Raw genomic sequence first — 25,212 nt, 5'->3', positions numbered from 1 at the left:
TAGTGTGATTATTCCAGCTCTTGATTTAATTGAAGGACAGGTGGTTCGCCTTTATCAAGGTGATTACGGCCAAGTAACCGAGTACAAAGTCGACCCAGCAGAGCAGTTCAACTTGTACCACCAAGCGGGTGCTAACTGGCTGCACTTGGTGGATTTAACTGGCGCGAAAGACACGACAGCACGCCAACTTGATTTGATTGCAAAGCTACTAGCAAGCACACCAGCGAACATCCAAATCGGTGGTGGTGTGCGTACAGAGCAAGACGTGATTGATCTGTTAGAAGCCGGTGCGCAGCGTGTTGTCGTTGGCTCAACAGCAGTAAAACAGCAAGAGCTTGTGAAAGGTTGGATGGAAAAATACGGCGCAGAGAAAATCGTTCTCGCGCTAGACATCAACATCGATCAAGATGGCACGCGTAAAGTGGCGATCTCTGGTTGGCAAGAAGACTCAGGCGTGACCATCGAAGCTCTGATCAACGATTACTTAACGGTAGGTTTGCAGCACGTGCTTTGTACTGACATTTCTCGTGACGGTACGCTAGAAGGCTCAAACGTAGAGCTTTATATCGACCTATGTAAACAGTACCCACAAGTGCAGTTCCAATCTTCAGGCGGCATCGGTTCATTAGCGGATATCGAAGCACTAAAAGGCAGCGGTGTGGCTGGCGTGATTGTTGGTCGTGCATTGTTAGATGGTAAGTTCACAGCAGAGGAGGCGTTTGCATGTTGGCAAAGCGAATAATTCCATGTCTTGATGTTCGTGATGGACAAGTGGTAAAGGGCGTTCAGTTCCGTAATCACGAAATCATTGGCGACATCGTTCCTCTGGCACAGCGTTATGCTGAAGAGGGCGCTGACGAGCTTGTGTTCTACGATATTACCGCTTCAAGTGATGGTCGTGTCGTAGATAAAAGTTGGGTCGCTCGCGTTGCTGAAGTGATTGATATTCCTTTCTGTGTGGCTGGTGGTATTAAATCAGCGGAAGATGCAGCGCGCATTCTTGAGTTTGGTGCAGACAAGGTGTCTATCAACTCACCTGCATTGGCAAATCCGCAGCTGATTACTGACCTAGCTGATAAATTTGGCGTTCAATGTATCGTTGTTGGCATCGATTCATACTACGACAAAGAGACGGGCAAGTATCAGGTTTACCAGTTTACTGGTGATGAAGAACGCACCAAAGCAACTCAATGGGAAACACGTGATTGGGTGCAAGAAGTACAAAAGCGTGGCGCTGGTGAAATCGTATTGAACATGATGAACCAAGACGGCGTGCGTAACGGCTACGATATTGAACAACTTAATATGGTGCGTGAAGTGTGTAACGTACCATTGATTGCATCGGGCGGTGCAGGTGCCATGGAGCATTTCGCAGAAGCCTACCAAAAAGCAAATGTGGATGGTGCGCTTGCCGCATCGGTATTCCACAAGCAAGTCATCAATATTGGTGAACTAAAGCAGTATTTGAAACAACAAGGCATTGAGGTACGACTATGAGTGTGAAAGCCGCCGAAGTAAGTTCGCTAGCTGAGCGAATCAACTGGGAAAAGGTGGATGGTCTGGTACCTGCCATCGTACAAGATTTCCAATCAAGCCAAGTGCTGATGATGGGTTACATGAACCAAGATGCGTTGGCAAGAACGGGCGAAACGGGTCAAGTGACGTTTTTCTCTCGTACCAAGCAACGTCTTTGGACGAAAGGTGAAACCTCTGGCAACGTATTGCAATTGGTGAACATTCAGCTCGATTGTGACAACGATACGCTACTGGTGAAAGTGAATCCCATTGGTCCTACGTGTCACTTGGGTAACACAACTTGCTGGGATGTGGACCCTCAAGAGGAGTCACAAATGGTGTGGCTTCATCAACTTGAGCAGCTATTGGCTGCCCGCAAGAGTGCCGACCCAGATTCCTCTTATACTGCCAGTCTTTATGCCCGTGGCACCAAGCGTATTTCGCAAAAAGTGGGCGAAGAAGGCGTTGAAGTCGCGCTTGCGGCGACGTCGGGCGATAAGGCGGAGTTAGTGTGTGAATCGGCAGACTTGATTTACCACTTAATGGTATTGCTTCAAGACCAAGGTCTATCGATGAATGACGTAGTGAATAAACTGAAAGAGCGTCATAAATAAGCCTGTTATAAATAAATGAAAGCCCCTATGGCTCAAGAGTCTAGGGGCTTTTTTAATCTAATATTCTTGATTCGGTGGGGAAACCTGACAGCAGAACCCACGGTGATTAGGTTCTGAGTCATGCTCGTGCTTCGCTGTTGAGAATGACGATATACTTTGTAATGGTACTTGAGACTGCGTTACTTATTTCAAATCGAAGAACACTTTACGTCATTCCGACGAGCCTAGGCGAGATCAGGAATCTCATTAAAGCAGGCTTAATAAGCTAGGCGTGGGTGCGATTACCCACAACACTTCTTAAATTTCTTACCGCTTCCACAGATACACGGATCGTTACGACCGACCTTTAGGCTGCTTACCGGTTGGCTTAAGCGAGGATCTTGTTCAGGCTCTTTCTCGTCTTCTGGAAATGTGCCGTCAATGTAGTACCAAAGCCCATCTTCTTTCACGAAACGAGAACGCTCGGTCATGCAGTAGCGTTTGCCGTCTTCGTCAAAGTAAGCGTTGAATTCAACAAAACCTTCATTCTCGTTGCTACTCGCTTCGGCTTTTACTACCTCAAGCTTGCACCAATCGCTTTCGATGGATTGGGCAATGCCTTCACGTTGCTCTTCTGCATTACAGCTTGGGTGGTACGTGTTCACCACGTAATCCACTAGACCTAACACATGTGCACTGTAACGAGAGCGCATTAACTGCTCTGGAGTGGTGACGTCAGCATGGTTATTGTGGGCAATTTCACAACACTGTTGGTAGGTGCGGTTAGAGCCGCAAGGACAAGAAGAAGCCATAAAATGAAATCTCGATTAATTAAGCGGTAAAAACAAACAACCTCACATAAGTGAGGTTGCAGGTATTCTTTGGGGCATTATAGCCGTTTAGGGCGTTTGAGACAGCAGTTCTTGAGCCCAAGCCGTGGATTGGCTAAACGCTTTGGCTAATTGTGGCTCAGTGAGTTTTAGGGCGGTACAGTATTTCTCTGTCATTTCCCAATCTGCTTTCTCGTAAGCGATGATCATTGAGAGAAGGTAACCCAAAACACCTTTGTGCCCAGTTAAGGCATGTTTAATTTCTTCATCGACAGGTATATCACTGATGACATCTTCAAGAGGTTGGTCGAGGAGAGAGCCTAACAGTGAAAACATCCCAGTAAGAAATGCCTGACCTGGGTCATATTTGGTTTTCATTTGGCTCAACAAAATCTCACACATACGTGCGCGTTGAATCGCTAATGAGTATAGAGAGTCAGGCTTGTCTTCATGTACCGAAGCAATTGCAACAAGAGAAATAAAGCGTCTTAAACGTTCTTCGCCTAGATAAACCAATGCTTGACGGAAAGATTTGATCTTAGTGGTGAGCGTGTAGCCAGAATTGACATAAGTCAGAAGCTTGTACGACAGCGTGACGTCGATAGAGAATAAACGCTCGACTTCGTTAAAGTTAATCGGCTTGTCGGCAATTTCTTTACACAACTGAATCACCGTTAGAAACGCTGGATTGAGGCGTTTCTTCTGAATCATTTCTGGTTTGCTAAAAAAGTACCCTTGAAAATAGTTAAAACCCGCGTCCATTGCTTGCTCGAATTCTTCATAGGTTTCAACTTTCTCGGCCAAGAAATCAATATCAAAATGAGACAGGGCTTGAATATAAATGGCGGCCTTGTCTATCGGCACTAAGCGAATGTCGAATTTGATGATAGCGACGTAAGGTAAGAAGCGTTTCCAAGCTTTGGTTGGAACAAAGTCATCTAACGCTACGCGATAGCCAGAAGCATGAAGGTGTTTAATGGCATTCAACAACTCATCCGTCGGTTCACAGTCTTCGAGAACTTCAACCACTAAGGATTCATTTGGGAATAAAGTTGGCACAAGGTTAACTAAGCTTTGGTAGGGAAAGTTAACAAAGCCAAGTTTATCGCCCAGCGTGCTGTAGTGCGTTGATAGGAAATGATCAGATAGAAGTCGACTAGTAGCCAGCTCAGGTTCTACTTCTGGGAAGGTATTTTTCGGACCGTCACGAAAGAGAAGCTCGTACCCAATGGTACGTTTTTCTCTATCCAGAATCGGTTGGCGAGCTACGTATGAATACTTCAATGCGGTATTATGTTCTGTTTAACTTAGTATTACGATGATAGCGATTTTCTGCAAAATTTCTATGCTTTGAGCGTCAATCTTTTACATGCTTGGCAGGCTTTACTTCATTTCTGTGTGAAACGGCCGTGTTTGAAGGTCAAAACCACCAGAATTTACTTGTAAAACTGAGCCTTGGGTATACCAATCACCTAAGACAATGCGAGTGGTTTTAACACCATTTAGCTCGAAAAAATGTGTATTTGGGCGATGAGTGTGTCCATGAATCATCAGGTTGACGCAATTCTGAGACAGCACGTGTTCAACTTCACCTTGGTTCACATCCATGATATCGAGAGACTTAGTCTTTTTGTCATCGCGAATATTCGATTGAACTTTAGAGACAATTCTTTTTTTAACAAACCATGGAATACGATTAAAAAGCCATTGTAACCAAGGTTTGTGAACCGTCTTGCGAAACTCTTGGTATTTGATGTCGTCAATGCAAAGGGTGTCGCCGTGCAAAATGACGGCTTTTTGGCCGTAAAGATCAATCGTGCACACGTCGTCGAGTAATGTGATGCCCGTTTCCTTACAAAAGCGTTTGCCCAATAAGAAGTCTCGGTTACCTTGGATAAAATAAACAGGGACGCCCATATCCGTTAGTGTTTTAAATTCCGCACGGATTTGGTCTGCAAAAGGGGTGTTATCATCATCGCCAACCCAGAATTCGAATAAGTCACCAAGTACGTACAGGGCTTCAGCCTTGATGGCTTCTGTTCGCATAAAAGTCTCGAAGCATTCGGTAATGTCCGGACGGGAAGGGGCGAGGTGAAGATCAGATATAAATAATGTCGTCATAGAAATAAGGGGAGGCGATGCCTCCCCACTAACTTATCTCTTTGGTAATTCGTATGAATTACTCTTCGATTGTTGTACCAGTGATCGTTACGTCTTCTAGAGGTACGTCTTGGTGCATGCCGTAAGAACCAGTGCTAACGCCTTTGATCTTGTTTACGATGTCCATGCCTTCGATTACTTCACCGAATACACAGTAACCCCAACCATCAAGGCTTTCGCTACGGAAGTCTAGGAACGTGTTGTTGTTTACGTTGATGAAGAACTGAGAGCTTGCTGAATGCGGCTCCATAGTACGTGCCATAGCAAGTGTACCCACTTTGTTGCTAAGACCGTTGTTTGCTTCGTTCTTGATAGGTGCACGTGACGCTTTTTCACGTAGACCAGACTCCATACCGCCACCTTGGATCATGAAGCCATCAATAACACGGTGGAAAAGTGTGTTGTCGTAGAAACCGTCGCGGCAGTACTGAAGGAAGTTTGCGCTTGTTTCTGGCGCTTTCTCTTCGTTTAGTTGAATCTTGATGTCACCAAAATTAGTGTGAAGGGTGATCATGCTACTTTCCTTTACTATGTTGTATTCAAAGAGGGATTCTAGCCTAAGTTAATACGCATGGAAAACTCAGGATCATCAAAATATACGCTTTGTGCTTGAAGTTTAGCCGATTATCGTTTTATCCGTTAATTGCTATTACCTAATAAGGTCGGAGTTGATATACTCCTTCTTCTCGTAATTCATTCACAAGCATAGATAGAGATCATGTTAAAGATATATAACACACTGACAAGACAGAAAGAGGAATTCAAACCAATTACAGCCGGCAAAGTTGGCATGTATGTCTGTGGAGTTACCATTTACGATCTCTGTCACATTGGTCACGGTCGTACGTTTGTTTCTTTTGACGTTGTGTCTCGCTACCTTCGTTACCTAGGTTACGATCTAACATTTGTACGTAATATCACTGATATTGATGACAAAATTATCAAGCGTGCGGCAGAAAATGGTGAGTCTTGTGATTCTCTGACTGAACGTTTAATCGGCGAAATGCATGCGGACTTTGATGCACTAAACATGAAGCGTCCGGACGTTGAGCCTCGTGCAACTGAATTTATCGCAGAAATCATCGAGCTGGTTGAAAAACTAATCGAGCGTGGTTTTGCTTACGTTGCAGACAATGGCGACGTAATGTTTGAAGTAGGTAAGTTCAACGAATACGGCAAGCTGTCTAAGCAAGACCTTGATCAGCTTCAAGCTGGTGCTCGTGTTGATATCGAAACTGCAAAACGCAGCCCGTTAGACTTCGTACTTTGGAAGATGTCTAAACCGGGTGAACCAACATGGGAATCGCCATGGGGCGCGGGTCGTCCAGGTTGGCACATCGAATGTTCTGCGATGAACTCGTCAATCCTAGGCAACCATTTCGATATTCATGGCGGCGGTTCTGACCTTCAGTTCCCACACCACGAGAACGAAATCGCGCAATCATGCTGCGCTCATGACACGCAATACGTGAACACATGGATGCACAGCGGCATGGTAATGGTAGATCGTGAGAAGATGTCTAAGTCTCTAGGTAACTTCTTTACTATTCGTGACGTTCTAGGTCATTACGATGCTGAGACAGTTCGTTACTTCCTAATGTCTGGTCACTACCGTAGCCAGCTAAACTACAGCGAAGATAACCTAAACCAAGCACGCGCGTCTCTTGAGCGTCTATACACATCTCTACGTGGTCTGGATCTAAATGCTGCGCCAGCCGGTGGTGAAGAGTACGTAACTCGCTATACAGCAGCGATGAATGATGACTTCAACACGCCAGAAGCTTACTCGGTACTGTTTGACATGGCGCGTGAAGTAAACCGTCTGAAGACAGAAAATCTAGAGAAAGCGAGCGAGCTAGGTGCGCTAATGCGTGAACTGGCTGACGTGATCGGTATTCTTCACCAAGATCCAGAAGCGTTCCTAAAAGGTGATGCAGGTGACGACGATGAAGTGGCTGAAATCGAAGCACTAATTAAGCTACGTAACGATTCTCGTGCAGCGAAAGACTGGGCTAACGCAGATATGGCTCGTGACAAGCTGACTGAAATGGGTATCGTTCTAGAAGACGGGCCGGAAGGCACAACGTGGCGTCGTAAATAACGATTGAATCTTAAAAAGGGGCTGATGATTCAGCCCTTTTCTTTACAAGCTTTTATAAATTCTAAACTTTAACGAAGGTAGTGCTCTGTGGCTCAGATGTATTTCTATTACTCGGCGATGAACGCGGGTAAATCAACGACTCTTCTTCAATCTTCTTTCAACTACCAAGAGCGCGGTATGACGCCAGTGATTTTCACTGCGGCACTTGATGATCGCTACGGTGTTGGCAAGGTAAGTTCACGTATTGGTTTGCAATCAGACGCACAGCTGTTCCGTCATGATTCCAACCTATATCAAGAAATCGCTGCACTGAATGAAGTGGAAAAACGCCACTGTATTTTGGTTGATGAATGTCAGTTCTTGTCAAAAGAACAGGTTTACCAACTAACTGAGGTAGTTGATAAGCTTCATATTCCAGTACTTTGTTATGGCCTTCGTACCGATTTTCTTGGCGAACTTTTTGAAGGCAGCAAGTACCTATTGTCTTGGGCTGACAAATTGGTCGAATTAAAAACTATCTGTCACTGTGGCCGTAAAGCAAATATGGTGATTCGTACTGACGAAAGCGGCGTTGCTATCAAAGAAGGCGATCAAGTTGCTATTGGTGGGAATGACAGCTATGTATCGGTTTGTCGCCAACACTACAAAGAAGCACTTGGCAAGTAAACGGCTCTTGATAAGAGAAAGCCACCAGATTTGGTGGCTTTTTTATTGTTTGTTAGCTGGTGGTTGAGTGAAGAATTACACTAGACCAAGTTCAAACTTTTCTTGCAGTGCTTGATAAGAGGATTCAACGTGAGCAGGAATTTCTTGCTCGGTTTGAAAGCCTTTTTCTGGGTAGGTTTTAATCCTAGAAAAATCTTCCATTAACGCGGCTAAAACCATCATCAACGGCATGTCTTCATTGATGTATTCAAAGAAAGGATGTGCGGTTGAGGTCACTTGTAGTTGTGAATATGAAGATTGCCACTGTTTTTCGAAAGTGGCGATGGCGCGTCTTTCCATAAATGGCTTCTGAACTAGAATCAGAGAATCACAGCAGATCCCTTTTTCTATCAACAACTGTTCAGTGAATCGAACATTCTCGCCGCTGTTGCTCGATTTTGTCTCTACAACAATGGACTCACTTGGGACGCCAGCGCTTCTCGCAATTTCAGCAAAGGTTTCGGCTTCGCTTTTCTCAAACAAGCCATCTGTAAATCGCCCTTCACCTCCAGAAAACACAATCAAGGGCGCAAGTTTTTGGTGGTAAAGCTTAGCGGCGTATTCAGCAACACGCAGGTCATTACTGCACATAACAAACAAGCAGTCAGCCGATTTTAAGTCATGTTTGAGCTGCATGTAGTCCCACAAGGTTTCGATGTGTTGATAGAGTTTCATAGTGCATCCAGCGTTGAGTTGAATTGGAACTGGTAGCCAAGCGCAATAAGCTTGTCAGCAAGGATTCGTTTATCGGCAGTTTCAGTGACTGGTGGGAGGGCAATATCTAAATCACTTCTTGTAATGGCCGCTTGGTAAAATTCGGCTTTGCTGACGGTATTCGGCGTTGTGGCGTTTACAACTTCATTGCTGATTTGATTGAGAGCGAAAGCCGTTGCCGCCACAGCATCGTTTTGATGCACCATATTCGCAGGGGCTTTACGGCTCACTTGTTTCAATCGCAGTGCAAAGCGAGAAGGGTGGCGGTCAGAGCCGATTAAACCACTACAACGGACGATGGCGTAATCGATACCGGAATCAATCACGTATTGCTCAGCTTGTAGCATAATGCGGGCGTTGTCAGAGAAGTGTTCTTTCGTCTGGGCCAATGCCAATGTGGCGTCTTCTTCTTTCATATCGACGGCTAGGTTTGGGTATACCGTCGTTGAGCTGACCATCAAAATCTTTGCAACGCTACTCACTTTTACCGCTTTACTTAAGCGATGCCATTGCTGTGCGTACTCTTGCCCATTTCCTTTACGAAAGCCAGGAGGGAAAGCGCCGACAATACGTTCGATATGGTGCTGTTTGATGATATCAATGAGTCGCTGCTCAGAGTTCGGTTCATTGAGATCGAGCAGAGCAGTTTGAACGGAAGGTATTGGAAACTCATCCAATCGAGTTTGGCTGCGTCGAGTGACGATAACTTGATGTCCTTGGTCAATAAGCGTTTGTGCAAGTGGTGTGCCTAACCAGCCTGCGCCGACGATCAATGTATTTGCCATCTGTAAGTTCCTACTTCTTCATCCCTGATTAAGATTCAAACAGGGTTTGTAATTCTAATCTGGCTTGTTGGTGTAGAGGATCGGAGTGCCATTTCTGATGTTGTATCAGATCGATGTTGACTTGCCATGCCAGTTTTGTGAATTCTTCGCCAATTTTGATCAGCGTATTGGGTGCATGTGACACCAAATGGTTTGGAAGAAAACACCAACCAAATCCCTTATTTGCCAGTTCTAATAAGATGTAATAATTATCAGCGTACCAGATATCTGGGCTAACCGCCTGATTGAGTCCGCTCGTATCGGTATTTTTTGAACGTATAACCAGTTGTCTATGTTGCTTTAACTCATCGATATGACGCACTTTTTGTTTCGCTAAAGGATGCTGGGAAGAAACAAAAACGTCAAAACCGATATTACCTAGGTTTGAGTAATCGATATTCTGTGGCATTTGTAAGTCGCTGAGAATAATACCTGTGGTTGCTCGACCTGATTTAACGAGTTCGATGATATCTGGACTGGAGCCTGTTAAACATTCAACTTGGATATATGGGAATTGTTGCTCTAGATTTTTGAGTGCTTGGGGTAGGTTAGTCAGAGGGATACCTTCGTCAACCGCAAGAATAAACTGCGTCGCGTGTGGTGAAAACAATTGAGATGCTTTGTTATTCAGTCGGTCGAGTTGACTGATGGTGGCTAACGCGTAGGACAAAAGTTCATGGCCTTTTTCGGTGAGTTTTGGGTAGCGTCCTGTTCTATCAAACAGGTCGACGCCACAATCGAGCTCCATGTTCATCACGTGTTGGCTTACCACGGACTGAGCTCGTCCAAGTTTTCGTGCAGCTGCAGAGAAAGATCCTGCTTCAGAAGTTGCGACAAAGGCCTGTAGTTGTTCAATAGTAAACATATCGTTTTTACCGATGGTATCTAACTTTTACTTATCTAGATGATAGATAAAATGTCAGCCATTGAGTAGAACAATTTAGGTAAAAACACATGGCACGTAACGAACGTATCTTTCACGCTATCCTATTTGAGCTGTTTGCATTGGCGATGATTATCCCAGCGGCTTCACTTGTCACAGGGAAAGGCTCAAGCGATTTGGCTGTCGTTGGTATTGGGTTAAGCTTGTATACGGTAGTCTGGAATTACATTTACAATTTGTATTTTGACAAATGGTTTGGGTCAAACCGAGAAGAAAGAAGTTTAATGGTGCGTATTGGTCACACGGTTGGATTTGAAGGTGGGTTGATATTTATCACCATTCCGGTCATTGCGTGGTTCTTACAAATTACATTGCTGCAAGCACTCGCATTAGAAGCTGGATTCTTAATCTTCTTTTTGTTTTATGCAACTGGCTTTAATTGGGTTTATGACAAGGTCAAACCTTACGGCAAAATGAAAAAGCTGATCGCCCAATAAGAATTCAGAACGAATGACAAAAACAGAAAAGCCACCGAAAAGGGTGGCTTTTTACTAAGAAGATTGGAACAAACTTGTGAGATTACTCTGCTGAAAGAACTCGAAGGATCTTGTCGGCATGTTCTGCAACTTCGATTCCTTCGTCGGTTAAATAACCACCATCAGGCTGAGTGCATAGTTGTTTTTCGTATAGGCGGGCAACCGCTGCCTGCATGTCTTCTGAAGCTTCTTTGTGGACTTTAATGCCCGTAGCTGCACTGGTTAAGTCGAATTGAAGAAGTAGGTTCAGTTCGGCGATGTGGTCAGCTGAATATTTCATAGGTAATTCCTTTGTGCTTTTTTATCCAAGCTAGTCTGAAAACTTAGGTTGAGCAATAGAAAACCGTGAGAAGTGTTAAGTGTGGCGCTATCGGCCTGATATAACGCGGAATTTTTATTCGATGGTAAACATCGCTCCCAAATATTAATGATGGTTAAGACAAGAACTCATAGTTGAGTTTTATCGATCACTCTCTCAGCAACAACAAATTTAGTAAACATGAAAAAATAGCCCTTGAAAAACTCTGGAAATGGAGCGATTATCCGCGCCTCGTTAATTGTTTCTAAATGTTACACTTCCATGAACTTCAATCAGTTTGACTCACTCTTACCACCTCAGGCTGCTGAACGTGCCGCCGAAGTAGGTGTTGGCAAAGCGACTAAAGCCCCAATGAAGTCTTTTCTGCTCGCTATTTCAGCAGGTCTTCATATCGGTATCGCTTTCATTTTCTATACAACCGTTACCACTGGTGCGGGCGATATGCCTTGGGGTATTACTCGCTTAATCGGTGGTTTGGCTTTTAGTCTTGGTCTTATTCTAGTCGTGGTGACAGGTGGTGAGTTGTTTACCAGTTCTGTACTCACACTGGTTGCACGCGCAAGCGGCAAGATTTCATGGAAAGCCTTAATGAAGAATTGGCTGGTTGTGTACTTCGGTAACATGGTTGGCGCAATATTGCTGGTGGTATGTATGTTGATCACTAAGCAATATATGTTCGATGGTGGCCAAGTAGGTCTGAATGCGATGGCTATTTCTCAGCACAAACTGCATCATGGCTTCTTCCAAGCGATTGCGCTGGGCATCATGTGTAACGTTTTAGTTTGTATCGCGGTTTGGATGACCTTCAGTGGTCGTACGCTAACAGACAAAATTGCCGTTATGATTCTGCCTGTAGCGATGTTTGTATCAGCAGGTTTTGAACACTGTATTGCAAATATGTTCCAAGTGCCGATGGCGATTGGTATTAAATACTTCGCTCCAGAATCGTTCTGGCAAATGACAGGCGCGAATATCGCAGATTATGCAGATTTGAATATGGTTGGCTTTATCATGAACAATCTTATTCCTGTAACGATTGGCAATATCATTGGTGGCGGTGTCTTCGTAGGCATGTGGTATTGGATGATTTATCTACGCGATGAAGATAAGCATCTTAAATAGAATTGAAAAAGGCAAGCCAACTTGGGCTTGCCTTTCTTTTATCTGCCGTTTGAAAGGGTTAGATTAACTCTTCGTTAATACCAAACTCCTTCGGATTCCAGTGAGACGTTATTTCTCCCGGCTCTTGTACCAACCAGTCCACTGGTGAATCTGACAGCAATTCGTCTGCGTTTTCCTGCATGATTAACTTATCCATAGTGACTCCTCCCTTTGTGGTTAACTGCACTCTAGAGTCTCCATATGTCAGTTGAATGACTGCTTTATGACCATTTGGGGGCGTGGGAGATAATGGCCTCTAATTGATGTTATGTTTCTGGTTGCTTATGGGTTTTAGTGGTTTATCCACATTTTCTGTGGATAACCTGTCTTAAAGATCGTGTGTATCTTTTTGGAACAAGAAAAATTCATAAAATGAGACGCTTATGTGGTCATGTATTCGCCATTCGACTAGTTAATCCTTGTTGATAAACTTAACTTTCACGCGACCTTCTCTTGTTTGTACACAGCTCAATGTCATTTCCAATGTAATCGCAACAGACACACTTAGCATGACGAAAATCGCCAACATGATTATCAATTGATACTTAATTGCCACCATTGGGCTAGCTCCACCAAGGATTTGGCCTGTCATCATCCCAGGAAGGGTCACTAACCCCGTTGTTGCCATAGAGGCGAGGATTGGGGCAAGCGACTTACGTAGTGCTTCTTGAAGGAAAGGGAATGACGCGTATTTTGGTGAAGCGCCAAGTGAGATAGCGGCTTCGTACTCGGATTTTCGTTGTTCAAACGCAGTGAATAGGTTTTGCAAAGCAACAATATTACTACTCAAACTGTTCCCTAACAGCATACCAGCTAAAGGAATTAAGTACTGGGCGTTGTAGAAGGGGACCGGTTTTACCAAACCTAAGATTATGCCAGCGAGTAGGGGAAAAAGGCTGCACGTTAAGCCTGTGATGAGAGGGAGCATTAGCGGTCTTTTGGGAAGGTTCGCTTTGCCTACAATCGAACTCGCCCCAACGACAATCATGACCAACAACCAGACAAGATTCACAGTTAAGCTATTCAGTTTAAATAGGTACTCAAGATAAACACCCACTAAGAGCAGTTGTACGGTCATACGGGCAATACTGATGGCAGTGTCTTTGGCTATGCCTAATTTGTATCGAGTATTAATGGCAAAGGGAACGATAAGGATCAAACTAAAAAGTGCGAGCTCAAACCAATTAATATCTACAACTTGATTCATAAATGTTCCCCCAAAAACAACGCTTTGATTCTAACGAAGTAGTATGGGTTTATGAATTGCTAAGCTCTGTTTTTTTGCAAACTTATCGACAAAAAAGTCAGTCGGATTCTGTGAGTTTTTCTTAACATAACGTTCACAAGGTATTGTCTTTAGTCGAAAAAATAGCGGTTTAGTAGCACGAAAAAATCCATTTAAATGTAAACAAAGTTATCGTTATGTTGTATCTTTAACAAGGTTGCAAAAGACTTATTTTTTCACATCTGTTAATAATTTTAAATAAAGAATATCAATCAAACACATCTCTGGATGAGCTCAAAAAAGTGTTGGATAACAAGGTATGAAGCGTCAGATTTGATTGAACCTTACTGATAGTATGGTCTAACATTTTCCAATAGAGATTGTAAAAAACTTAAGCTTGGTAACACAGGCTTTCCAATAACACTAGATACAAAATAGGCAAATGTATGAGTGATGTTAACAAAATTGAGAGTGGTGAAAAACGCTCACTGGAGTGGAAGTCTTTCCTCTTCATTGCAGTTGTTCTCTTCCCAATTCTGAGTGTGGCTTTCGTAGGTGGCTACGGATTTATTGTTTGGGCACTTCAAGTGTTCTTCTTTGGTCCCCCAGGTGCGCACGGCATGTAAGCCAGTGAGCTCATAACCACACTTTAGAAAAGATTTTAAGAGAGCAAATAATGAAATCATTAATCATTAAACTGTGGCGTACTATGACGCGCCCGGCAGTTCATATCAGCCTTGGTGTGCTGACTATGGGCGGTTTCATCGCTGGTGTTATTTTCTGGGGTGGCTTTAACACAGCCCTAGAAGCAACCAACACAGAAGAATTCTGTATCAGCTGTCACACAATGCGTGACAACGTATACGTTGAACTACAAGACACTGTTCACTGGAAAAACCACTCTGGTGTTCGTGCAACTTGTCCTGACTGTCACGTTCCTCATAACTGGACAGATAAGATCGCTCGTAAAATGCAAGCGTCTAAAGAAGTATTTGCACAAGTATTTGGTAACTACGATGAACCAGGTGTTTTTGAAGAGCGCCGTATCGAACTTGCTAAACACGAATGGGATCGTTTCTCTGCAAACAAATCTCTAGAGTGTAAAAACTGTCACAACTACGACTCTATGGATTTCGAGCAAATGTCTCCAACAGCTCGTATCCAAATGAAACAAGCTGCTGAAAAAGATCAGAGCTGTGTTGACTGTCACAAAGGCATCGCGCACAAACTTCCAGCAGGTATGGACAGCATCGGTGGTATTGTTGGTGACCTAGAAGGTATGGCATCTAACACAGATTACGGTGTAGGTCAGGAGCTAGTAAGTGTTCGTCACTTACCAATCTACTTCGACGATAAAGGTGCGAAAGAAGCAGGTCTTCTAAACCCAGCATCAACAGTGAAAGTTCTTGAAGAAAAAGGCGACTACGTTGAAATCGAAATCGACGGCTGGCGTAAAGCGAAAGGCTTTGGTCGTGTAATCCAAGAAGACTTCGGTAAAAACATCGCAGTAGCTTCTCTACTTAAAGACGCTGCAACAGACGCTGACGTTGTAACGGCTGGTGAGAAGAAAGTGGATGAGCTAACAGGTCTTCCTTGGGAAAAAGTGGCTGCGAAAGTATGGATCAAGAAAGAATCTATGCTGAACGACATCACGCCTGTATGGGAAAAATCAGCAGAAGCATACAAAACAAACTGTTCAGTATGTCACACACAACCAGCTGAAGCGCACTTCGATGCGAATACATGGCCAGGTATGTTTGACGGTATGCTAGCGTTCGTTAACCTAGATACAGACAGTGAAGCACTGATCTTGAAGTACCTACAGAAGCACTCTTCAGATTATGCTGAAGGCCACCACTAATAAGCGTCGGATTGGAGTAAATTAAATGGCTATTACACGAAGAAGTTTTCTTAAAGGTGTAGCAACCACAAGTGCAGCGTCAGTTATCGGTCCAAGCTTATTGGCTTCAGCATCTGCAAATGCAGCTGAGACTACGGGTACTTGGAAAGTAACAGGTTCACACTGGGGCGCGTTCCGCGCCCACATCTACGCGGGTAAAGTTCAAGAGATCAAACCGCTAGAACTAGATAAGAACCCAACAGAAATGTTGAACGGCATCAAGGGCATCATTTACAGCCCATCACGTGTTCGTTACCCAATGGTTCGTCTAGATTGGCTTAAAAAGCACAAATACAGCGCGGAAACGCGTGGTAACAACCGTTTCATCCGTGTTACATGGGATGAAGCTCTAGACCTGTTCTACCGTGAGCTAGAGCGTGTTCAAAAAGAATACGGTCCATGGGCTCTACACGCAGGTCAAACAGGTTGGAACCAAACTGGTGCGTTCAACAACTGTACTGCACACATGCAACGTGCGGTAGGTATGCACGGTAACTTCATCACTAAAGTAGGTGACTACTCTACTGGTGCGGGTCAAACCATCATGCCTTACGTACTTGGTTCTACAGAAGTATACGCACAAGGTACGTCTTGGTCTGAAATCCTAGAGAACTCAGACAACATCGTTCTTTGGGCAAACGACCCAGTGAAAAACCTACAGGTAGGTTGGAACTGTGAAACGCACGAGTCATTTAAGTACCTAGCGCAACTGAAAGAAAAAGTAGCGAAAGGTGAGATCAACGTTCTATCTGTAGACCCAGTGAAGAACAAGACTCAGCGTTACCTTGAAAATGACCACTTGTACATCAACCCGCTAACAGACGTAGCATTTATGCTTGCTGTTGCGCACGTGTTGTACAATGAAGACCTATACGACAAGAAGTTCATCGAGACTTACTGCCTAGGTTTTGAAGACTTCATCAAGTACGTTCAAGGTGAAACGAAAGATAAAGTTGTTAAGACGCCTGAGTGGGCTGCACCTATCTGTGGTGTGAAAGCGGACAAGATTCGTGAATTCGCACGCATGTTAGTAAACGGCCGTACACAAATCCTGATGGGTTGGTGTATCCAGCGTCAAGAGCACGGTGAACAACCATACTGGGCAGCTGCAGTTGTGGCAGCAATGGTTGGCCAAATCGGTCTACCAGGTGGCGGTATCTCTTACGGTCACCACTACTCAAGTATCGGTGTTCCTTCAACTGGTTTCGCGGGCCCTGGTGGCTTCCCTCGTAACCTAGACACAGGTATGAAACCGAAGTGGGATAACAACGACTTTAACGGTTACAGCCGTACTATCCCTGTTGCACGTTGGATCGACTGTCTTCTAGAGCCAGGTAAAGAAATCAACTACAACGGTGGTAAAGTTAAGCTTCCAGACTTCAAGATGATGGTGATCTCAGGTAATAACCCATGGCACCACCACCAAGATCGTAACCGCATGAAGCAAGCATTCCAAAAGCTTCAGACTGTGGTAACTATTGAGTTTGCGTGGACTGCAACATGTCGTTTCTCTGACATCGTTCTACCAGCATGTACTCAGTGGGAACGTAACGATATTGATGTATACGGTTCATACTCGAATAAAGGTTTGGTTGCTATGCACCGCCTAGTGGATCCATTGTTCCAATCTAAGCCAGATTTCCAAATCATGAGTGAGTTGACTCAACGCTTTGGTCGTCGCGACGAGTACACTCGTGGCATGAGCGAAATGGAATGGATCCGTAGCCTGTACAACGATTGTAAGAAAGCGAACGACGGTAAGTTCGAGATGCCAGAATTTGAAGAGTTCTGGGAACAAAGCGTACTAGACTTCGGTGAAGGTAAGCCTTGGGTTCGTCACGCTGACTTCCGTAAAGATCCAGAAATCAACCCACTGGGTACGCCTTCTGGCTTCATCGAGATCACTTCTCGTAAGATCGGTCGTTACGGTTACGAACATTGTCAAGAACACCCAATGTGGTTCGAGAAATCAGAACGATCACACGGTGGCCCTGGCTCTGACAAACACCCGTACTGGCTGCAATCTTGCCACCCGGACAAGCGTCTGCACTCTCAGATGTGTGAATCTGAAGATTTCCGTGCTACTTACGCTGTTCAAGGTCGCGAGCCTGTATACATAAACCCAGCTGATGCGAAAGCAAAAGGCATTAAAGACGGTGACTTGGTACGTGTATTTAACGACCGTGGTCAACTTCTTGCTGGTGCGGTTCTAACAGACAGCTACCCACGTGGTGTTGTGCGTATCGAAGAAGGTGCATGGTACGGTCCTCTAAACGAGAAAGTAGGTGCAATCTGTACTTACGGTGACCCTAACACACTAACTCAAGATATCGGTTCTTCTGAGCTAGCACAGGCGACTTCTGCGAACACATGTATCGTAGACTTCGAGAAATTCACTGGTAAAGTTCCACCAGTGACTTCATTCGGTGGTCCAATCGAAGTTGCTTAATAACAACACTAAGCTTTAAATGAAATACCAGCCTTCGGGCTGGTATTTTTTTAACCAAAATTTCAGTGAGCATTCTCTCAATACTTATTTGATATAATTAGGAACGATGTCGATTCGTGATGTTGATAACGATTTGGGGGAGAGAAGCAAAGGATAATGAAGGAAACAACACAATAATAATCAAGTGAGTAGATTTTCTATGGCTCAAACCATTCAATTGGCCAATCACACTGAAATAACGGTGATGGATAACGATCTTCAGTTCGAAGTCGTTGGTAACCAACTGCACTTTTCGTTTGCGGGGATTCACAACAAAACCTACAGCGAACGAGAAGTACTATTTGAAATGCCTTTCTTATATGAGCAAGGAGCGACCGTTATCGGTGACGGCTTCCAGATGCTCGCTCAAACTTCGGGCACCATTTCTCACCCCGTCGATATTGGCCGCTGTCCTGATAACAATGCGTCGTATCGAATCTATCCGGAACATGCGCCAAAACGTTACTACAACTATCTCGTTGTAGAAGATGCTGCAGGCTATACCTTGTTTGGTTTCACCTCATGTCATCGTTTTGCGGGTTATTTTGATGTTGTTCAACATGGTGATCATTGGATTCTATCTGCTGCTCTCGATGGTGAAATGACACAAGTGGCCGATTGGGCGCACAATACCCTTGAATCTGTTGCCGTTTTACGTGGTGATTCTCTGTCTGAACTCTACGCTGAATACAGTGAGATGATTGCAGAACATCACTCCGTGCGTAATGGTGTTTTACAAGATGCGCCAATTGGGTGGTGTTCTTGGTATGCGTATTATGCGGAAGTGACTGAAAATAACGTCCTAGAAAACGTTGAATGCATGCAAGATAAGCTGTCTGAGCTTGAATGGGTATTGTTGGATGATGGCTACCAAGCTTTCATGGGCGATTGGTTAACGCCTTCTGATAAGTTCTCTGGTGGTGTAAAAGAGCTTATTCATAACATTCGCGCGAAGGGCAAGAAGCCCGCGATCTGGATGGCACCATTCATTGCCCAACCAGAATCAGAAATCTTCAAAAAGCATCCTGAATGGTTTGTGCGTCACGAAGACGGAGACCTCCTGAAAGCTGAAGATGTCACCTATGGTGGTTGGCGCTGTACACCTTGGTACATTCTCGATACTTCAAACCCTGAAGTTCAAGATCACTTAACTTACGTCGTATCTGTCATGCGAGAAGAGTGGGGTGTTGAGCTATTCAAATTAGACGCAAACTACTGGGGCACTTTAAAAGGTAAGCGCAGTCAATCGGGCGTAACCGGTGTAGAAGCCTACCGCATGGGGATGGAAGCGATCGCCAAAGGGGCAGGGGATGCATGGCTATTAGGCTGTAACGCGCCAATGTGGCCTTCTTTGGGCTTAGTCGATGCAATGCGTGTGTCTGACGATGTCGAGCGCCATAGTCATCGCTTTGAGCAAATCGCTAAAGAGACTTTCTTCCGCAGTTGGCAACATCGTAAGTTGTGGCAAATCGACCCTGATTGTGCGACGTTTACTTCACTTCCAAACCAAGCCGCTTCCCGAGAAGACTACCAATTTCATCGCAATGCTCTATTAGCTTGTGGTGGCTTACTGCTTTCTGGTGACCCTTTGCCAGAGATTACGTCATTTGCGAGTAAGACACTCTTTAAACTAATGCTGCGCCAGCGTCGAAATCAAGAGGCTGCCAAGTTTACTGCGCTAGGTTTAAATCACGCATTTTTGCCGCTGACCTCCAAGAATGACCTACATTGCTTGTTTAACTACACCAATGATGAACCTATGGAATTTACTCTCACAGCCGACCAACCTACCGATTGGTACGATTTTTGGACCGGAGAAAAAATCAACCAAGAGCCGTGCCAATTATTGTTGATCAACTTAGATAAAGGATTGAATGCGAAAGCAATTGTGACGGCTGTGTAAAGGGCTGTTCAAAACGATCTCACACTTTTCATAAGATAAGAGTTAAAAATGCTGTAAATGATAACCATTATCATTTACAGCGTTGCTATTGGAATGTAGAATCATTCTAACTTTCAAAGTAACTTTGCCTTCTGGAGAAAACAAGGATGAGATTGAAACTTGGTGCTTTAGCCAAACTTGCAGCTGTACTTCTGTCATTATTATCATTGGGATTGAGTGCGTCAGCGGTGGCTGATGAGAAATTTAAAGTCGTGACTACCTTCACCATTATCGCTGACATCGCGAAAAATGTTGCTGGTGATGCTGCTGTTGTCGAATCCATTACGAAGCCCGACGCTGAAATCCACAATTATCAAGCTACGCCAGGAGACATTCGTCGTGCTCAAGGCGCTGACCTTATTCTTTACAATGGACTGAACCTAGAACTGTGGTTCAAGAAATTTTTCAAAAACCTGCACGATGTTCCAAGTGTGATTGTCACGGAAGGCATCAAACCAATGAGCATCGCGCAAGGCCCATACAGTGGTAAGCCCAATCCACATGCTTGGATGTCCCCAAGTGACGCGTTAATTTATGTCGACAATATTCGAGATGCTCTCGTGAAATATGACAGCGTTAATGCGGAGACTTACCAGAAGAATGCAGAAGCCTACAAAAAGCAGATCATGGACATGGTGCAGCCAATCCGTGAAAAAGTCGCTCAAATCCCAGAAGACCAACGTTGGTTAGTGACCAGTGAGGGGGCGTTCAGCTACTTAGCTCGCGATTTTGGTTTAAAAGAGCTGTACCTATGGCCAATCAATGCAGATTCACAAGGCACACCACAACAAGTTAAACGTGTCATTGATGAAGTTCTCTCCAATAAAATCCCAGCGGTCTTTAGCGAAAGTACGGTTTCTGCTAAGCCAGCGCAACAAGTTGCTCGAGAGACGGGGGCGACATACGCAGGTGTCCTTTATGTTGACTCGCTAAGTAGCCAAGATGGTCCAGTCCCTACGTTTTTGGATTTATTACAAGTGACGTCTAATACAATTGCAGAGGGTCTAGAGCAGTAATGACGGGTATTAAAGTATCGGACATCAGCGTCACTTATCGTAACGGACATACCGCACTGTATGACGCGAGTTTTACACTTCCAAAAGGGTCGATTACGGCCCTTGTTGGAGTGAATGGAAGTGGTAAGTCTACGCTATTCAAATCGATCATGGGTTTTGTTCCGGTGAGCCAAGGATCGGTCGAGATCCTTGGTCTCCCAGCTAAAAAAGCGCTTAAGCAAAATGTGGTGGCTTACGTTCCACAGAGTGAAGAAATCGACTGGAATTTTCCCGTATTGGTCGAAGACGTTGTCATGATGGGACGTTACGGTCATATGGGGTTGTTGCGAATTCCAAAGCAAAAAGATCATGACATGGTGACGGCCGCGCTGGATCGCGTGAACATGACGCCTTTTAGAAAACGCCAAATTGGGGAACTTTCCGGCGGTCAGAAAAAGCGAGTATTTCTGGCAAGGGCACTGGCTCAAGAGAGCGACGTTATTTTACTCGACGAACCTTTTACTGGGGTCGATGTTCAAACCGAAGATCAAATCATGGCATTGCTTCGTGACCTACGTGACGAAGGCAAAGTGATGCTGGTTTCTACCCATAACCTCGGCAGTGTTCCAGACTTTTGTGACCGTACCGTATTGATCAATCGAACGGTATTGGCATCTGGTATGACTCGTGATGTTTTCACACCTGAAAACCTCGAACTTGCTTTTGGTGGGGTCCTTCGTCATTTCATCCTTGGCGGTAAAGATCTTCATGAAGACGATGATGAACGTAAGCTGACAGTCCTTTCAGATCACGAGCGTCCGGTCGTGATGTATGGCGAGCAGCAAGCGGTACCTGTTTCTAGAGTTGAGAAGTAAGGAGTTCATTTAATGGATTATTTACTTGAACCATTTCACTATGGCTACATGGTAAATGCGATGTGGGTGAGTGCGCTTATCGGTGGTGTTTGTGGCTTTTTATCGACATACCTGATGCTCAAGGGCTGGTCATTGATTGGTGATGCATTGTCTCACTCGATTGTTCCCGGTGTTGCTGGAGCTTACATGCTTGGTCTGCCATTTGCCTTTGGTGCGTTTCTATCTGGCGGTCTTGCAGCCGCAGGAATGTTGTTTTTAAGCCAAAGAAGTAAATTAAAAGAAGATGCTATTATAGGCCTGATTTTTACCTCCTTCTTTGGGTTGGGTTTATTTCTTGTCTCTTTGTTTCCTGCCGCGGTTAACATTCAAACCATCGTCTTAGGCAACGTATTGGCCATCACACCAACGGATACGCTTCAGCTAGTCATAATCGGGGGTATATCGCTCGCAATATTACTTATCAAATGGAAGGATCTCATGGTGGTTTTCTTCGATGAAAATCACGCACAGAGTGTTGGCCTGAATCCAACCAAGCTTAAAGTATTATTCTTTACACTTCTTAGTGCCTGTACGGTTGCAGCGCTACAAACGGTAGGGGCGTTTTTGGTGATTGCCATGGTAGTGATTCCAGGGGCTACGGCTTACCTAATGACCGACCGATTCTCTAGGGTGATCGTTTATGCCGTTATCATTGGTGCATTAAGCTCGTTTTTAGGCGCTTATATTAGCTACTACATCGATGGTGCGACAGGAGGAATCATTGTGCTACTGCAAACTGCTTGCTTCTTAACTGCGTTTGTCTTTGCTCCTAAACATGGACAAATCGCCATCAGGCGTAAAAGTAAGCAACAATTGACACGAAAACAGCGTGATGGATCTTCAACCATTCCAATGATGAGTAAGGAGCACAAAAATGCTTGATACTCTCGTTATGCCATTTACGTTCACCTTCATGCAGCAGGCTTTCTTAATCGTCTTGTTGGTTGCTATTCCCACGGCTTTGCTCTCGTGCTTTCTTGTATTGAAAGGATGGTCATTGATGGGCGATGCCATCGCGCACTCCATTTTACCCGGTGTTGTTATTGCTTATATCTTGGCGATCCCATACACAGTTGGTGCGTTTGCTGCGGGTATTTTCTGTGCTCTTTCTACGGGGTACTTGAAAGAAAACAGCCGTATTAAAGAAGACACTGTCATGGGTGTTGTCTTCTCCGCTATGTTTGCGTTGGGCCTTGTTTTAATGACCAAAGTTGAGGTTGGCGTTCATTTAGACCATATCTTGTTTGGTGATGCTTTAGGGGTAAGTTGGGCCGATATTATCGAAGCGGCGATTGTTGCTTTGCTGGTGGTTCTTTTTGCCGTGTTCAAGGGTAAAGACCTTCTGGTGTTTGTTTTTGACCACCAGCATGCCCAAGCAATTGGCTTGCCTGTTAAGTTCCTGCACTATGGTTTGTTATCGCTTCTGTCCCTGGCTATTGTGGCAGCTTTAAAGGCGGTGGGGATGATCTTAGTGATTGCGATGCTTATTGCTCCAGGCGCCACGGCATTTTTGCTAACACGCCGATTCCATAGCATGGTGTTATTAGCATTGTGTATCTCGTTACTCAGCGCATTTTTGGGTGTTTATCTGAGTTTCTTTATTGATAGCGCGCCAGCGCCAACCATTATCCTGATCATGACGCTCAAGTTTATCTGTGTTTTTTGTTACACAAGTTATAAGAACCGAAAAGTGGAAGTGAGCTCCGGTGATACTGTGAAGCAGTTTTAAGCTACCTCTCTTCTAAAGCCCAAGCGTTAAACTGCTTGGGCTTTTTCGTTTGTTACGATTAAAGCGGCTCAGTGCTGCAATTCATCCTTGCTCAGCTTGTTGGTCGAAGCTATTGAGCCTTTTTTACGTTTTGAAATTAGGACAAAAGCAAAATTTCAGGTAAAGTATCGGCCTTTGTGAGCAAACCCGCTTCCAAGGTGTCATTCACTATGCAATACACCCCCGTTCGGAAGCGCATCAAACTGACTTGAATAGGAAGAAACATGATTCTAGTTGTAGGTCATAAGAACCCAGACAGTGACAGCATCTGTAGTGCACTAGTTGCAACTGAACTTCTAAAGGCACGTGGTACTGAAGCGATGCCAATCCGCCAAGGCGAAATTAACCGTGAAACTCAGCACATCCTTGAAGTGGCTGGCGCAGAAGTTCCTGAACTTCGTACTTCAGTCGCGGGTGAAACTGTTTGGCTAGTAGATTACTCAGATCTAGCGCAAGCACCAGACGATATTGCTGAAGCAGAAGTTGCAGGTATTGTTGACCACCACCGTCTAGGTGACGTGATGACAGTAAACCCAATGGAAGCATGGATCTGGCCTGTTGGTTGTACTAACACAGTACTGTTCAACATGTTCAAGATTGAAGGTCACGAGATCAAGCCTCAAATCGCTAAACTAATGATGTCAGCTATTCTTTCTGACACAGTAGGTTTCGCTTCTCCAACTTGTACTCAAAAAGACAAAGATGCTGTAGCTGAGCTAGCGGCTATTGCGGACGTACAAGATGTTGATGCATTCACTAAAGATCTTCTAATCGCTAAGACAAACATCGAAGGTCTATCTGCGGCTGAACTTGTTGAAAAAGACCTGAAAGGTTACCCATTCAACGGTCGTGATGTAGTAGTAGGTCAGGTTGAACTTGCGACTCTAGACCAAGTTGACGGCATGATCGAAGCACTAGAAGCGGATCTAGAAGCACGTTGTGCAAACGACAACCTAGCATTTGCTGCTGTTATGCTAACAGACATCACTACTGCGCAAACTCGTCTTCTTTACAAAGGTGAGTGGGCTGAGAAGCTTGTTAAGCACGAGAAAGACGGCATGCTAATGATGGAAAACACTCTAAGCCGTAAGAAGCAAGGCTGGCCTTGGCTTCAAACTGAGCTTGTGTAATTTCATTATTACCAACGTATACTTTAAATGCCCGCCTATAGGTGGGCATTTTTCTATGGGAAAATAGGAGACGAGAAATGTCCGAAGCATTAACCCAAGAGCAGATGGATACCATCAACCGCTACAATGAAGAGCAGCGTTTGAAATACTGTGTGAAAGAGATTGTCGCAAACCGCAAAGTGTGGATTCTAAAGGATGAACACGGCTGTGTGATGCTGAACACCGAAGACGACGATTGTGTTCCAGTATGGCCAAATGAAGAATTCGCACAGCAATGGGCGACGGGTGATTGGGAAGAGTGCGAGCCAGAAGCGATCTCGCTGAACAAATGGCACAGTCGCTGGACATCGGGTCTAGAAGATGACGAACTGTCTGTTGTGGTGTTCCCAAACCAAAATGAAGAAGGCGTCGTGCTGTTTCCTGACGAGTTTGATTTCGAGCTTCGTAAACAAGAGAGCCGTCGTTAATTGACGCGTTTATGTTCAACTGTATAGATACGTTAAAGCCTG

Annotated in this window: 27 protein-coding genes; 17 read left to right on the top strand and 10 right to left on the bottom strand. The window is 44.6% G+C overall.

Annotated features, from left to right (window positions below; translation table 11 throughout):
• Positions 1-4: 4 nt before the first annotated feature.
• From hisA to hisIE, 3 genes are read left to right on the top strand one after another with little or no spacing between them, the layout of a single operon-like run.
• On the top strand, positions 5-742 hold the full coding sequence (hisA, locus tag ITG12_RS04800; protein WP_038881445.1) for a 1-(5-phosphoribosyl)-5-[(5-phosphoribosylamino)methylideneamino]imidazole-4-carboxamide isomerase: 738 nt from the start codon (positions 5-7) through the stop codon (positions 740-742).
• Positions 724-1,497: an imidazole glycerol phosphate synthase subunit HisF gene (hisF, locus tag ITG12_RS04795; RefSeq protein ID WP_004749837.1), complete on the top strand. Its 774-nt coding sequence runs from the start codon at positions 724-726 to the stop codon at positions 1,495-1,497. Before hisA ends, hisF begins: the two co-directional genes overlap by 19 nt.
• A complete protein-coding gene (gene hisIE, locus ITG12_RS04790; RefSeq protein ID WP_038867126.1) occupies positions 1,494-2,129 on the top strand; it encodes a bifunctional phosphoribosyl-AMP cyclohydrolase/phosphoribosyl-ATP diphosphatase HisIE in 636 nt (211 codons plus the stop codon). Before hisF ends, hisIE begins: the two co-directional genes overlap by 4 nt.
• 281 nt (positions 2,130-2,410) lie before the next feature.
• On the opposite strand, the gene ITG12_RS04785 is transcribed toward hisIE, so the two are convergent.
• From ITG12_RS04785 to ITG12_RS04770, 4 genes are all read right to left on the bottom strand, one after another.
• Positions 2,411-2,920, bottom strand: a complete 510-nt coding sequence (locus ITG12_RS04785; RefSeq protein WP_063344748.1) for a YchJ family protein — start codon at positions 2,918-2,920, stop codon at positions 2,411-2,413.
• A gap of 87 nt (positions 2,921-3,007) precedes the next feature.
• Positions 3,008-4,222 carry an EAL domain-containing protein gene (locus ITG12_RS04780; RefSeq protein WP_038867130.1) on the bottom strand — a complete coding sequence of 405 codons (1,215 nt, stop codon included), beginning with the start codon at positions 4,220-4,222 and terminating at the stop codon, positions 3,008-3,010.
• Between the two features lie 99 nt (positions 4,223-4,321).
• The gene (gene lpxH, locus ITG12_RS04775) at positions 4,322-5,059 is read right to left on the bottom strand and encodes a UDP-2,3-diacylglucosamine diphosphatase (protein WP_038881441.1); all 738 of its coding nucleotides are present in this window, start codon (positions 5,057-5,059) and stop codon (positions 4,322-4,324) included.
• 58 nt (positions 5,060-5,117) lie between these two features.
• The gene (locus ITG12_RS04770; protein WP_038867134.1) at positions 5,118-5,612 is read right to left on the bottom strand and encodes a peptidylprolyl isomerase; all 495 of its coding nucleotides are present in this window, start codon (positions 5,610-5,612) and stop codon (positions 5,118-5,120) included.
• Positions 5,613-5,816: 204 nt separating this feature from the next.
• On the opposite strand from ITG12_RS04770, the gene cysS reads away from it, so the two are divergent.
• Together cysS and ITG12_RS04760 are read left to right on the top strand one after the other, a co-directional pair.
• Positions 5,817-7,199, top strand: a complete 1,383-nt coding sequence (cysS, locus tag ITG12_RS04765) for a cysteine--tRNA ligase (protein ID WP_038867137.1) — start codon at positions 5,817-5,819, stop codon at positions 7,197-7,199.
• Between the two features lie 87 nt (positions 7,200-7,286).
• The gene (locus ITG12_RS04760) at positions 7,287-7,865 is read left to right on the top strand and encodes a thymidine kinase (protein ID WP_038867139.1); all 579 of its coding nucleotides are present in this window, start codon (positions 7,287-7,289) and stop codon (positions 7,863-7,865) included.
• A gap of 75 nt (positions 7,866-7,940) precedes the next feature.
• Here ITG12_RS04760 and ITG12_RS04755 read toward each other — a convergent pair whose 3' ends face one another.
• The 3 genes from ITG12_RS04755 to ITG12_RS04745 are packed head-to-tail and all read right to left on the bottom strand — an operon-like array spanning position 7,941 to position 10,307.
• Entirely contained in the window at positions 7,941-8,579 is a 639-nt protein-coding gene (locus ITG12_RS04755) for a YdcF family protein (protein ID WP_104038465.1), read from the bottom strand.
• On the bottom strand, positions 8,576-9,403 hold the full coding sequence (locus ITG12_RS04750) for an NAD(P)H-binding protein (RefSeq protein WP_248873766.1): 828 nt from the start codon (positions 9,401-9,403) through the stop codon (positions 8,576-8,578). The genes ITG12_RS04755 and ITG12_RS04750 overlap by 4 nt, the downstream gene beginning before the upstream one ends.
• A gap of 28 nt (positions 9,404-9,431) precedes the next feature.
• Positions 9,432-10,307, bottom strand: coding sequence for a LysR family transcriptional regulator (locus tag ITG12_RS04745; RefSeq protein ID WP_248873764.1), 876 nt, complete (start codon positions 10,305-10,307; stop codon positions 9,432-9,434).
• An 89-nt stretch (positions 10,308-10,396) separates the two neighbouring features.
• Here ITG12_RS04745 and ITG12_RS04740 point away from each other — a divergent pair, with 89 nt between their 5' ends.
• Positions 10,397-10,822, top strand: a complete 426-nt coding sequence (locus ITG12_RS04740; protein WP_038867149.1) for a PACE efflux transporter — start codon at positions 10,397-10,399, stop codon at positions 10,820-10,822.
• An 82-nt stretch (positions 10,823-10,904) separates the two neighbouring features.
• Here the strand turns inward: ITG12_RS04740 and ITG12_RS04735 are convergent, their stop codons facing one another.
• Positions 10,905-11,141 carry a TIGR02647 family protein gene (locus ITG12_RS04735; protein WP_038873668.1) on the bottom strand — a complete coding sequence of 79 codons (237 nt, stop codon included), beginning with the start codon at positions 11,139-11,141 and terminating at the stop codon, positions 10,905-10,907.
• Between the two features lie 300 nt (positions 11,142-11,441).
• On the opposite strand from ITG12_RS04735, the gene focA reads away from it, so the two are divergent.
• Positions 11,442-12,302 (top strand): formate transporter FocA, encoded by an 861-nt coding sequence (gene focA / locus ITG12_RS04730; protein ID WP_038873665.1) that lies wholly within the window; start codon positions 11,442-11,444, stop codon positions 12,300-12,302.
• Between the two features lie 58 nt (positions 12,303-12,360).
• On the opposite strand, the gene ITG12_RS04725 is transcribed toward focA, so the two are convergent.
• Both ITG12_RS04725 and ITG12_RS04720 read right to left on the bottom strand, forming a co-directional pair.
• On the bottom strand, positions 12,361-12,498 hold the full coding sequence (locus ITG12_RS04725) for a hypothetical protein (RefSeq protein ID WP_095759865.1): 138 nt from the start codon (positions 12,496-12,498) through the stop codon (positions 12,361-12,363).
• Positions 12,499-12,753: 255 nt separating this feature from the next.
• Positions 12,754-13,548 (bottom strand): ABC transporter permease, encoded by a 795-nt coding sequence (locus tag ITG12_RS04720; RefSeq protein WP_038873662.1) that lies wholly within the window; start codon positions 13,546-13,548, stop codon positions 12,754-12,756.
• 464 nt (positions 13,549-14,012) lie between these two features.
• Between ITG12_RS04720 and torE the strand changes: the two genes are divergently transcribed.
• The 10 genes from torE to ITG12_RS04670 all read left to right on the top strand — a co-directional run bounded on the left by torE (position 14,013) and on the right by ITG12_RS04670 (position 25,170).
• A complete protein-coding gene (gene torE, locus ITG12_RS04715; RefSeq protein ID WP_005450728.1) occupies positions 14,013-14,192 on the top strand; it encodes a trimethylamine N-oxide reductase system protein TorE in 180 nt (59 codons plus the stop codon).
• Between the two features lie 50 nt (positions 14,193-14,242).
• Positions 14,243-15,427: a pentaheme c-type cytochrome TorC gene (gene torC, locus ITG12_RS04710; RefSeq protein WP_038873660.1), complete on the top strand. Its 1,185-nt coding sequence runs from the start codon at positions 14,243-14,245 to the stop codon at positions 15,425-15,427.
• 25 nt (positions 15,428-15,452) lie between these two features.
• Positions 15,453-17,915 (top strand): trimethylamine-N-oxide reductase TorA, encoded by a 2,463-nt coding sequence (torA, locus tag ITG12_RS04705; protein WP_038873657.1) that lies wholly within the window; start codon positions 15,453-15,455, stop codon positions 17,913-17,915.
• A 199-nt stretch (positions 17,916-18,114) separates the two neighbouring features.
• Positions 18,115-19,857 carry an alpha-galactosidase gene (locus tag ITG12_RS04700; RefSeq protein WP_248873762.1) on the top strand — a complete coding sequence of 581 codons (1,743 nt, stop codon included), beginning with the start codon at positions 18,115-18,117 and terminating at the stop codon, positions 19,855-19,857.
• A gap of 146 nt (positions 19,858-20,003) precedes the next feature.
• Positions 20,004-20,912: a metal ABC transporter substrate-binding protein gene (locus ITG12_RS04695; protein WP_248873760.1), complete on the top strand. Its 909-nt coding sequence runs from the start codon at positions 20,004-20,006 to the stop codon at positions 20,910-20,912.
• Positions 20,912-21,766: a manganese/iron ABC transporter ATP-binding protein gene (locus ITG12_RS04690; protein WP_042601838.1), complete on the top strand. Its 855-nt coding sequence runs from the start codon at positions 20,912-20,914 to the stop codon at positions 21,764-21,766. The genes ITG12_RS04695 and ITG12_RS04690 overlap by 1 nt, the downstream gene beginning before the upstream one ends.
• 12 nt (positions 21,767-21,778) lie before the next feature.
• Entirely contained in the window at positions 21,779-22,687 is a 909-nt protein-coding gene (locus tag ITG12_RS04685) for a metal ABC transporter permease (protein ID WP_104027555.1), read from the top strand.
• On the top strand, positions 22,680-23,534 hold the full coding sequence (locus ITG12_RS04680) for a metal ABC transporter permease (RefSeq protein ID WP_038873643.1): 855 nt from the start codon (positions 22,680-22,682) through the stop codon (positions 23,532-23,534). Before ITG12_RS04685 ends, ITG12_RS04680 begins: the two co-directional genes overlap by 8 nt.
• A gap of 263 nt (positions 23,535-23,797) precedes the next feature.
• Positions 23,798-24,703 (top strand): manganese-dependent inorganic pyrophosphatase, encoded by a 906-nt coding sequence (locus ITG12_RS04675; protein ID WP_038873640.1) that lies wholly within the window; start codon positions 23,798-23,800, stop codon positions 24,701-24,703.
• Between the two features lie 77 nt (positions 24,704-24,780).
• Positions 24,781-25,170: a DUF2750 domain-containing protein gene (locus tag ITG12_RS04670; RefSeq protein ID WP_005437260.1), complete on the top strand. Its 390-nt coding sequence runs from the start codon at positions 24,781-24,783 to the stop codon at positions 25,168-25,170.
• Positions 25,171-25,212 lie beyond the last annotated feature (42 nt).

Source organism: Vibrio sp. ED002 (assembly GCF_023277445.1).
Taxonomy (GTDB): domain Bacteria; phylum Pseudomonadota; class Gammaproteobacteria; order Enterobacterales; family Vibrionaceae; genus Vibrio; species Vibrio jasicida.
Note: the sequence above shows the minus strand (reverse complement) of the source record. Positions and strands in the feature narration are given on the sequence as shown.